This is a genomic window from Pseudomonas putida W15Oct28 (assembly GCF_000708715.2).
In the GTDB taxonomy this organism is placed as follows: Bacteria; Pseudomonadota; Gammaproteobacteria; order Pseudomonadales; family Pseudomonadaceae; genus Aquipseudomonas; species Aquipseudomonas putida_R.
In genome coordinates, this window is sequence record NZ_JENB01000052.1 from 25,166 (window position 1) to 35,252 (window position 10,087).

Consider the following 10,087-nt stretch of genomic DNA (forward strand, 5'->3'; position numbering starts at 1 on the left):
TAACCCAATCCACGACAAACCCAAGAAAAAACCATGCAGGCTCCAACCCGCTCACCGAAACGGGGCAGGGGGCTGGCACCGATTCGGTGCAGGGATGCAGGTTCTTGAACTGTCCTGGTGCCTTTTTCTGCAGGTCTGCCTATTTCATGGAAAACACGCACAGCGCGATGGACTCCCTGGTCCACGGTTCCAACACCCTGTTCATTCTCATGGGCGCCATTCTGGTGCTGGCCATGCATGCCGGCTTCGCGTTCCTCGAAGTGGGCACGGTGCGCCACAAGAACCAGGTCAACGCCTTGTCGAAGATCCTCAGCGACTTTGCCATCTCGGCGCTGGTGTATTTCTTCATCGGTTACTGGATAGCCTATGGCGTCAACTTCTTCCAGCCGGCAGCGGTGCTGGCGGCCGACCATGGTTATTCGCTGGTCAAGTGCTTCTTTCTGCTGACGTTCGCTGCGGCGATCCCGGCGATCATCTCCGGGGGCATCGCCGAGCGCGCGCGCTTCGTGCCGCAACTGTGCGCCACGGCATTGATCGTGGCGTTTATCTACCCGTTCTTCGAGGGCGTGGTGTGGAATGGCAACCTGGGGTTGCAAGCCTGGTTGCAGGCCCGCTTCGGCGCGCCTTTCCACGATTTTGCAGGGTCGGTGGTGGTGCATGCCATGGGCGGCTGGCTAGCCTTGGCGGCGGTGCTGCTGCTGGGCGCGCGCCGTGGACGTTACCGCGATGGCCGGTTGGTGGCATTTGCCCCGTCGAGCATTCCCTTCCTGGCACTGGGCTCGTGGATTCTGATCATCGGCTGGTTCGGCTTCAACGTGATGAGTGCCCAGACGTTGCAGGGCGTCAGCGGCCTGGTAGCGATCAACTCGCTCATGGCCATGGTCGGTGGCACCCTGTCGGCCTTGCTGGCCGGGCGTAACGACCCCGGCTTCCTGCACAACGGGCCGTTGGCCGGCCTGGTGGCGATCTGCGCCGGTTCCGACCTGATGCACCCGATTGGCGCACTGGCCACCGGCCTGGTGGCCGGCGCGCTGTTCGTCTGGACCTTCACCGCAGCGCAGAACCGCTGGAAGATCGACGACGTGCTGGGTGTGTGGCCACTGCATGGCCTGTGCGGCGTGTGGGGTGGCATTGCCTGCGGCGTCTTTGGCCAGACGGCATTGGGCGGCATGGGCGGTGTGAGCCTGATCAGCCAGTTGCTGGGCAGCCTGATGGGCGTGGTGGTGGCATTAACCGGCGGCTTCGCCGTGTATGGCGCAATCCGGGCTATGCATGGGCTGCGTTTGAGCCATGAACAGGAGTTTCAGGGCGCGGACTTGTCGCTGCACCGTATCGGCGCCACCAGCCAGGATTGAGCCAGGTCAGGTGCATGACGGGCGCGACAGACCTAGAATAGGTTTCTCTGCATGCCAACCGGGACCTGCCCCATGCTGCCTGAATGCCAACTGTTCGGCACCCTCGGCTGCCACCTGTGTGAAGTGGCCGAAGCTGTGCTGATGCCTTTCGTCGATCATGGCCTGTTGGTCGAGTTGGTCGACATTGCCGAGAGCGAGCCCATGTTCGAGCGTTATGGCCTGATCATCCCGGTGCTGCGGCGCTGCGACACCGCCGCCGAGCTGCACTGGCCGTTTGATGCCGAACAGGTGGTGGCGTTCCTTGGGCAATGAGGGCAGCAGAGGAGTTGCAACCCCCCTCCATGATTTGTGAAGCGAGCTGATGATCAGGTGCCGGTGCACGTGCGCCGGTAACCTTACCCATCATCGGAATAGCTTGCCATGTTGATTACTCCCCATTTCACCTTTGATGAAATGACCGTTTCCCAGCTCGCCGCCAGGGACGGATTCGATAACACCCCGCCCCCTGAAGCCAGGGCCAACCTGCAATTGCTGTGTTGTGCGCTGGAGCAGGTGCGCGCACTGTTCGGCATGCCAATAATCGTCAGCAGCGGTTTTCGCAGCGAGAAGGTCAACCGACGCATCGGTGGTGCCACGAACAGCCAGCATGTGCAGGGGCTGGCGGCTGACTTCACGGTGATCGAAGTCAGCCCGCGGGAAACCGTGCGGCGGATCAATGAAAGTGCCGTGCCGTTCGATCAACTCATCCTGGAATTCGACAGATGGGTGCATCTGTCTGTGACGCGCGGTACGCCGCGTCGGCAGGTGTTGACCACACGCAAAGGCAGCGGCTACCTGGCAGGGCTGCAATGAAGCGCATTGACGACGGCAAGGGGATATTCGTATGCTGTATATAAATACAGTGTCGAGGTGAACTCATGCTCAACGTCGAGCAACTCAAGTACAGCGTGAACCGCATGCCCGTCGAGCGGGTGGCCGACGCCGTGCTGGAACTGCGCCTCGAAGGCCTGGTCACCGATGATCGTACCCCGTTCGGCAAGGTCCACTTCAACACCTGTTTCGCCGAAATCGAAGCCCTGTTCCAGCGTGCCGGTTACCACCGCGGGCTGGATGTGGTGGGCTACCAGGGGTTGTTGTATGCCCTTTATGACCCCGGCCGCTGGGAGCCCGTGCAGGTGCTGCGCTGGCTGAAGGCGCGCAGTGAGGCCATGGCCGAGGCTGGTTGAGGGCGCTGGCTTGGGGGATAATGCGCGGCCTTGAACGTTTCGAGCCTTGCCATGACCACGCGTTTCGACCCCGCCCACCAGCAAGCCAGCACGGTCTGCCTGCCCCCCGGTAACTGGGCGACGGTGCTCGATTGCCTGTGCGACCATTTCAAGGCCATCGACCGCGCCCAGTGGCTGGACCGCTTTGCTCGTGGCCGGGTGCTGGATGCCGAAGGGCGCGCCGTTTCGGCCGAGTTGCCTTACAAACGAGGCATGCGCTTGCACTACTTCCGTGAAGTGCCGAACGAGCGACCCATCCCGGTGCAAGAGACCGTGCTGCATGTGGATGACCACCTGGTGGTGGCCGACAAGCCGCATTTTCTGCCCGTGACGCCAACCGGTGAATACGTCGAGCAAACCTTGCTGCGCCGCCTGATTCGCCGCCTGGACAACCCGCACCTGGTGCCCTTGCACCGCATCGACCGGCATACCGCCGGGCTTGTGCTGTTTTCTGCCAACCCGCATACCCGCAGTGCCTACCAGCGGCTGTTTCCTGAACGGCGCATCGACAAGCGCTACCAGGCCATTGCCGCAGCCATGACGCAGCATGAGTTCCCGCTGGTGCACAAAAGCCGGCTGGTGCATGGCGAGCCGTTTTTCCGCATGCACGAAGTGCAAGGGGAGGCCAACAGCGAAACCCTGGCCGAGGTGCTGGAGAAGAACGGTGAGCTGTGGCGTTATGGGCTGTCGCCGGTGACCGGCAAGACCCATCAGTTGCGCGTGCACATGGCGGCGTTGGGGGCAGGCATCTGCAACGACCCGTTCTATCCGCAGTTGCTTCAGGAAGAAGATGACTACCAGCGGCCACTGAAGCTGTTGGCGCAGAGCCTGCGTTTCGAGGACCCGTTGAGCGGGGAAGAACGGTACTTCGAAAGCCGCTTGCGGCTGGACTGGTAGCGAGGCAAATCGGATTCACTCGGTCCCTGTAGGAGCGGCCTTGTGTCGCGAAAGGGCCGCAAAGCGGCCCCTGGACTTCAGCGTTGATGCACAATCTGCTGGGGCCGCTTTGCGGCCCTTTCGCGACACAAGGCCGCTCCTACAGGGACCGCGCAAGGCCCGCTGAAATCAGCGGTTGAACCGCTCCACCAACGAATACTGGCTTCCCGCCGTGCTGGTCAGTTCTTCACTGAGCAGCGCCGAGTGTTGGGCCTGCTCGGCGGTCTGGTCGGCCAGTTCGGCGATGGTGCTGATGTTGCGGCTGATCTCGTCGGCCACTGCAGTCTGCTCCTCGGTCGCGGCGGCAATCTGGGTGGCCATGTCGGTGATGTTGGCCACCGCTTCGCTGATCCCAACCAATGCCTCGTCAGCCTGCATCACCCGATCGACGCCTTCCTGCGCCTGGCGGTGGCCGGTTTCCATGGTCAATACGGCGTTGCTGGCGGTTTGCTGCAGCTTGGCGATCAGGCCGTGGATTTGCCCGGTGGACTCAGCTGTTCGCTGGGCCAACTGGCGCACTTCGTCGGCCACCACGGCAAAGCCACGGCCCATCTCACCGGCCCGCGCGGCTTCGATGGCCGCGTTCAGTGCCAGCAGGTTGGTCTGGTCGGCAATGCCCTTGATCACATCGACCACGCCGCCAATCTCGTCGCTGTCCTTCGCCAGCTGGGTGACCGTCTGGCCGGTTTCGCCCACCGCCGCCGACAGGCGCTCGATGGCCTCGCGGGTTTCCCCGGCAATTTGCCGGCCCTGGCTGGTCAGGCGGTTGGCTTCCTGGGTGGCGTCGGCGGTGCGCTGTACGTGGTTGGCCACTTCCTGGGTGGTGGCGGCCATCTGGTTGACGGCGGCGGCGACCTGCTCGGTTTCTACCCGCTGGCGCTCCAGCCCCGAAGAACTCTTGTGCGCCAGGGCGTCGGACTGGCGCGCCTGGTCGCTGAGGTGTTCGGCACTGTCCTGCAGGCGGGTCAGGCAGGTTTTCATGCGGGCATCCTGGCTGAGCATGGCCATTTCCAGGCGCGCCTGCACGCCACGGCTGTCGGTGAACATCTGCGCGATCAGCGGGTCGGAGGTGGTCTGTTCGGCCAGGCGCAACAGGCGCTTGAGGCCGCGCTGCTGCCAGCTCAAGCCGAGCAGGCCCAGGGGTACGGATAGCCCGGCAGCCAGGGCAAAGCCCCAGGAATGGCCCAGCCAGTTGCCGATCAGGAAGCCTACCTGGCTGATCAGGATGAACGGCAGCCAGTCCTGCAGCACCGGTAGCCACTTGTCCCTGCGAGGTACAGCCGGCTTGCCCTGGTTGATGCGCTGGTACAGTGCTTCTGCGCGGCGGATCTGCTCGGCGGTTGGCTTGACCCGCACCGACTCGAAACCGACGACCTGGTTGTTGTCGTAAATCGGTGTGACGTACGCGTTGACCCAGTAGTGGTCGCCGGACTTGCAGCGGTTCTTGACGATGCCCATCCACGGCTGGCCCTGCTTGAGGGTTTGCCACATGTGGGCAAACACGGCAGACGGCACGTCGGGGTGGCGTACCAGGTTGTGCGGCGCGCCGGTCAACTCCTCGCGCGTGAAACCACTGATCTCGATGAAGGCATCGTTGCAGTAGGTGATCACGCCCTTGGCGTTGGTGGTGGAGATCAACCGCTGCTGGGCAGGGAAAGTCCGTTCTCTCTGGGTAATCGGCTGGTTGTTACGCATGGGTTGATAGTCCGCAGGGCTTTGGACAGGTATCGGCAAGCCACTGGTTTTATTGAATGATTATTTAATATTACTGGTTTGTGTTTAGCGCCGTTGGGGTCAGGGTGTCTTCGAGAGCGAGCGCCGCCCGCGCGGTGCTCGCTCTCAATAGGGCCGCAAATCTCCGGCCAAGCCTACCTGGCTCAGCCAGCAATCATCTGGCGCAACACATAATGCAGAATCCCTCCCGCCTTGAAGTATTCCACTTCATTCAGGGTATCGATCCGGCACAACACCTCGATCTGTTCTTGCTGACCGTCCTCGCGGGTAATGCGCAAAGGCAGGCTCATGCCCGGGCGGATCTGTGCACCGTTCAAACCCAGCACATCGATCCGCTCCTTACCGGTCAGCCCCAGTTGCTTGCGGTCGTGACCGGCCTTGAACTGTAGCGGCAGCACGCCCATACCCACCAGGTTGGAGCGGTGAATGCGCTCGAAGCTTTCCGCCAGCACCGCCTTGACCCCCAGCAGGTTGGTGCCCTTGGCTGCCCAGTCGCGGCTCGAGCCGGTGCCATACTCCTGGCCGGCAATCACCACCAGCGGGGTGTCTTCCTGCTGGTAGCGCATGGCCGCGTCGTAGATCGACAACTTCTCGCCAGTGGGCACGTGCAAGGTGTTGCCACCTTCTTCACCCCCCAGCATTTCGTTGCGGATACGGATGTTGGCGAAGGTGCCGCGCATCATCACTTCATGGTTGCCACGGCGCGAGCCGTAGGAGTTGAAGTCGCGTGGTTCCACCCCCTGTTCACGCAGGTAGCGCCCGGCGGGGCTGTCGGCCTTGATGTTGCCCGCCGGTGAGATGTGGTCGGTGGTCACCGAGTCGCCCAGCAGCGCCAGCACCCGCGCGCCGTGGATGTCGGCGATTTGTGGCGGTGGGCCGCCGATGTCGTCGAAGAACGGCGGGTGCTGGATGTAGGTAGAGTCAGCCTGCCACACATAGGTAGCAGCCTGTGGCACCTCGATGGCCTGCCATTGCGCATCACCGGTAAACACTTCGGCGTATTCCTTGTGGAACATCGCTGTATTGACCTTGGCCACGGCCGCAGCAATTTCCTGCTGGCTGGGCCAGATATCGTGCAGGTAGACCGGCTGGCCGTCCTTGCCGGTACCCAGCGGGTCACGGGTCAGGTCCACGCGCACGCTGCCGGCCAGTGCATAGGCCACCACCAGCGGTGGCGAGGCCAGCCAGTTGGTCTTGACCAGCGGGTGCACGCGGCCTTCGAAGTTGCGGTTGCCCGACAGCACCGAGGCCACGGTAAGGTCGGCGCTGCCGATGGCTTTCTCGATGGCTTCGTCCAGCGGGCCGGAGTTGCCGATGCAGGTGGTGCAGCCATAGCCGACCAGGTCGAAGCCCAGTTGGTCGAGGTAGGGGGTTAGCCCTGCCGCCTCGAGGTAGTCGGTGACCACCTTGGAGCCCGGGGCCAGCGAACTCTTGACCCACGGTTTGCGTTGCAGGCCTTTTTCCAGGGCCTTTTTGGCTACCAGCCCGGCAGCCATCATCACACTCGGGTTGGAGGTGTTGGTGCACGAGGTGATTGCGGCAATCACCACGGCGCCATCGCGCAGGGTGTGAGTCTGGCCTCCATGGCTGTAGTCGATCTCGCCAGCCTGGTCGGCGTTACCCACCGCTACACCACCGCCGCCCTCGCTTTCCAGGCGGCCGACTTCCTTCGCCAGCGGCTTGGGCTGCAGTTCGATGAAATGGTCAAAGGCCTGGCTGACCTGGCCCAGCGCCACGCGGTCCTGCGGCCGTTTGGGCCCGGCCAGGCTGGCTTCGACCTCGTGCATGTCCAGTGCCAGGCTGTCGCTGAACAGCGGCTCCTGCCCCGGCAGGCGCCACAGGCCCTGGGCCTTGCAGTACTGCTCGACCAGTTGCACGGTCGCGTCCGGTCGGCCCGACAGGCGCAGGTAGTCCAGGGTCACCTCGTCAACCGGGAAGAAACCGCAGGTGGCGCCATACTCCGGTGCCATGTTGGCGATGGTCGCACGGTCTGCCAGCGGCAGTTCGGCCAGGCCGTCGCCATAGAACTCGACGAACTTGCCCACCACACCCTTCTTGCGCAGCATCTGCGTTACCGTCAGCACCAGGTCGGTGGCGGTGATGCCCTCGCGCAGTTTGCCGGTCAGTTTGAAGCCTATCACTTCGGGGATCAGCATCGACACGGGTTGGCCGAGCATGGCCGCCTCTGCCTCGATGCCACCGACACCCCAGCCGAGCACGCCCAGGCCATTGATCATGGTGGTGTGCGAGTCGGTACCGACCAGGGTGTCGGGGAAGGCGTAGGTGCGGCCGTCGGCTTCACGGGTCCACACCGTGCGGCCCAGGTATTCCAGGTTGACCTGGTGGCAGATCCCGGTGCCCGGCGGCACTACGCGGAAGTTGTCGAAGGCGCTCTGGCCCCAGCGCAGGAAGGCATAGCGCTCGCCATTGCGCTGCATTTCGATATCCACGTTCTCGCCGAAGGCCTGCGGCGTGCCGTAATGGTCGACCATTACCGAGTGGTCGATCACCAGGTCCACCGGCGACAACGGGTTGATCCGCTGCGGGTCGCCGCCGGCCTTGGCCATGGCTGCGCGCATGGCGGCCAGGTCGACCACCGCCGGCACGCCGGTGAAGTCCTGCATCAGCACGCGCGCCGGGCGGTACTGGATCTCGCGGTCGGAGCGCCGCTCGCTTAGCCACTGTGCAAGGGCGCGCAAGTCGTCGCCGGTGACGGTGTGGCCGTCCTCCCAGCGCAGCAGGTTTTCCAGCAGCACCTTCAGCGACATGGGCAGGCGTTGCAGGTCACCCAGCTGGCGGGCGGCCTCGGTAAGGCTGAAATAGTGATAGGTCTGGTTGCCGACCTGGAGGGTCTTGAGGGTGTTCAGGCTGTCGAGCGAGGGCATTGCCAACTCCTTCTGCGCCGGTGCCCGGCAATATTCAAGGTCTGCCGGTGCAACCGCTCTGTTTCGATCCGCACGGTACGGACCTGGCTGAGTGGTCAGGTTAGACCGCTTTGCGGCCCCTGACCCTTTTCTGGACCGGCGGGGCGTGTCGCAGGTTCCGAACTTCCTTTATTATCGCCGCCCTGCCGGCGCCTGTTGCGCGCCAGCCGTAGTGGAGTGAGAGATGAATACCCTGTTCATGCATTGCCGGCCCGGTTTCGAGGGCGAGGTGTGCGCCGAAATCAGCGAACATGCCGCCCGTCAGGGCATTGCTGGCTATGCCAAAGGCAAGCCGCACAGTGCCAGCGCCGAGTTTGTCTGTACCGAAGAAGGCGGTGCCGTGCGGCTGATGGGGGCGCTGCGTTTCAGCGAGCTGATTTTCCCGCGCCAATGGGCCCGGGGCGGTTATGTCGAGCTGCCGGAAACTGACCGTATCAGTGTGCTGCTGGCGGAGCTGGCCGACTTGCCTGTGTTCGGCAGCCTGTGGCTGGAAGTGCTGGACAGTAACGAAGGCAAGGAATTGTCCACCTTTTGCCGCAAGTTCGAAGTGCCGCTGCGCAAGGCGCTGGAAAAGGCCGGCCGCCTGGTTGACGACGCCAGCCGTCCACGCCTGCTGCTCACCTTCATCAGCGGCCGGCGGGTGTTCGTCGGCGCTGCCCCGGCCAACAACAGTGCCCTGTGGCCCATGGGCATTCCGCGCCTGAAGTTCCCCCGCGAGGCACCCAGCCGCTCGACTTTGAAGCTGGAAGAGGCGTGGCACCAGTTCATCCCGCGCGAGCAATGGGAGCAGCGCCTGGGCGATGACATGACCGGCGTTGATCTGGGCGCCTCGCCGGGTGGCTGGACTTACCAGCTGGTGCGCCGGGGCATGCTGGTGACTGCCATCGACAACGGCCCGATGGCCGAAAGCCTGATGGACACCGGCCTGGTTCAGCACCTGATGGCGGATGGTTTTACCTGGCAGCCGAAGCAGCCGGTGGACTGGATGGTGTGCGACATCGTCGAGAAGCCGGCACGCACCACCTCGCTGATCGAAACCTGGCTGGGTGAGGGGCTGTGCCGCGAGGCGGTCGTCAACCTGAAGCTGCCGATGAAGCAGCGCTATGCCGAAGTACGCCGGCTGCTCGACCGCATGGAGGCGACGTTCAAGGCGCGCAAGATCAGGGTATCGATTGCTTGCAAGCAGCTGTATCACGACCGCGAGGAAGTGACCTGCCACCTGCGCCGGCTCGATCTGAAACCGCGCTGAGCATAGCGCGCCTATCGCGCTGCTCTTGCTCTTGCTTCGGCTTTTGCTTCTAAGCGCGCGGTAGTCCAGGCGACACAGATTGCGACTTCAGGAGGCCGAGCGCAGGGCTTGCGAAGGGAGGTGACGGGCATGGATGCCCGTCAAGCGCTGGGCCCCAGGATGGGGCCTGCAGCGCGGTCCTCCCGGGAGCAAGCCCGGAGCGAGGGGACCCCGGAGCGTAGCGCAGGGGCCGGATGATGGGAGCGGACGGTTTTTGGTTCCTTTTTGCCACGAAAAAAAGGGACCCGCCGTAAGGGCGGAAAGGTGACTCAGCGCCACCTGCGCGAACGAATGTCTACACTGTGTTAAGGCCCACATCCCGAAATCAAGAGCTTCTGCGGCGGTATTGAAACGGAGAACAGTCCGTTTGTGATGGCGACGCAGACTCACCTTTTCGCCCTTACGGCGAGTCACTTTTTGTCAAACGCGGTGCGTGTCAATGTACCTGTCGCCTTAACTTCAGCTAGCTATGGCAACGCCAGCTTCCGGGCGCTCCGGATTCAAGTAAACAGCATCTGCAAGTCGCCAATTTCGCGTCTGGCCGCTCCAGCGTGTCGGATTAGCTGCTTTGGCAGACGAATACAA

8 protein-coding genes are annotated in these 10,087 nt (G+C 63.3%); 6 read left to right on the forward strand and 2 right to left on the reverse strand.

Translation table 11 applies throughout. The features are described 5' to 3' along the window. Positions 1 to 146: 146 nt before the first annotated feature. From AK81_RS24490 to AK81_RS24510, 5 genes are all read left to right on the forward strand, one after another. Positions 147 to 1,355, forward strand: coding sequence for an ammonium transporter (locus AK81_RS24490; RefSeq protein WP_043203375.1), 1,209 nt, complete (start codon positions 147 to 149; stop codon positions 1,353 to 1,355). A gap of 72 nt (positions 1,356 to 1,427) precedes the next feature. Further along, positions 1,428 to 1,667, forward strand: a complete 240-nt coding sequence (locus tag AK81_RS24495) for a glutaredoxin family protein (protein WP_043203376.1) — start codon at positions 1,428 to 1,430, stop codon at positions 1,665 to 1,667. Positions 1,668 to 1,775: 108 nt separating this feature from the next. Beyond that, positions 1,776 to 2,207, forward strand: a complete 432-nt coding sequence (locus AK81_RS24500; RefSeq protein ID WP_043203377.1) for a D-Ala-D-Ala carboxypeptidase family metallohydrolase — start codon at positions 1,776 to 1,778, stop codon at positions 2,205 to 2,207. A gap of 65 nt (positions 2,208 to 2,272) precedes the next feature. Next, a complete protein-coding gene (locus AK81_RS24505) occupies positions 2,273 to 2,581 on the forward strand; it encodes a hypothetical protein (RefSeq protein ID WP_043203379.1) in 309 nt (102 codons plus the stop codon). Between the two features lie 51 nt (positions 2,582 to 2,632). Further along, a complete protein-coding gene (locus tag AK81_RS24510; RefSeq protein WP_043203382.1) occupies positions 2,633 to 3,517 on the forward strand; it encodes a pseudouridine synthase in 885 nt (294 codons plus the stop codon). Positions 3,518 to 3,685: 168 nt separating this feature from the next. Here the strand turns inward: AK81_RS24510 and AK81_RS24515 are convergent, their stop codons facing one another. Next, positions 3,686 to 5,251, reverse strand: coding sequence for a methyl-accepting chemotaxis protein (locus AK81_RS24515; protein WP_043203385.1), 1,566 nt, complete (start codon positions 5,249 to 5,251; stop codon positions 3,686 to 3,688). Between the two features lie 182 nt (positions 5,252 to 5,433). Next, positions 5,434 to 8,175, reverse strand: a complete 2,742-nt coding sequence (acnA, locus tag AK81_RS24520) for an aconitate hydratase AcnA (protein ID WP_043203386.1) — start codon at positions 8,173 to 8,175, stop codon at positions 5,434 to 5,436. 223 nt (positions 8,176 to 8,398) lie between these two features. Here acnA and rlmM point away from each other — a divergent pair, with 223 nt between their 5' ends. Next, positions 8,399 to 9,463: a 23S rRNA (cytidine(2498)-2'-O)-methyltransferase RlmM gene (gene rlmM / locus AK81_RS24525; protein WP_043203388.1), complete on the forward strand. Its 1,065-nt coding sequence runs from the start codon at positions 8,399 to 8,401 to the stop codon at positions 9,461 to 9,463. Positions 9,464 to 10,087: the final 624 nt, after the last annotated feature.

Excerpts from the sequence above, each read along its gene's own strand:
- AK81_RS24500 (WP_043203377.1), top strand. The coding sequence starts at position 1,776 with ATGTTGATTACTCCCCATTTCACCTTTGATGAAATGACCGTTTCCCAG.
- AK81_RS24490 (WP_043203375.1), top strand. The coding sequence starts at position 147 with ATGGAAAACACGCACAGCGCGATGGACTCCCTGGTCCACGGTTCCAAC.
- AK81_RS24515 (WP_043203385.1), bottom strand. The coding sequence starts at position 5,251 with ATGCGTAACAACCAGCCGATTACCCAGAGAGAACGGACTTTCCCTGCC.
- acnA (WP_043203386.1), bottom strand. The coding sequence starts at position 8,175 with ATGCCCTCGCTCGACAGCCTGAACACCCTCAAGACCCTCCAGGTCGGC.
- AK81_RS24505 (WP_043203379.1), top strand. The coding sequence starts at position 2,273 with ATGCTCAACGTCGAGCAACTCAAGTACAGCGTGAACCGCATGCCCGTC.
- AK81_RS24510 (WP_043203382.1), top strand. The coding sequence starts at position 2,633 with ATGACCACGCGTTTCGACCCCGCCCACCAGCAAGCCAGCACGGTCTGC.
- AK81_RS24495 (WP_043203376.1), top strand. The coding sequence starts at position 1,428 with ATGCTGCCTGAATGCCAACTGTTCGGCACCCTCGGCTGCCACCTGTGT.
- rlmM (WP_043203388.1), top strand. The coding sequence starts at position 8,399 with ATGAATACCCTGTTCATGCATTGCCGGCCCGGTTTCGAGGGCGAGGTG.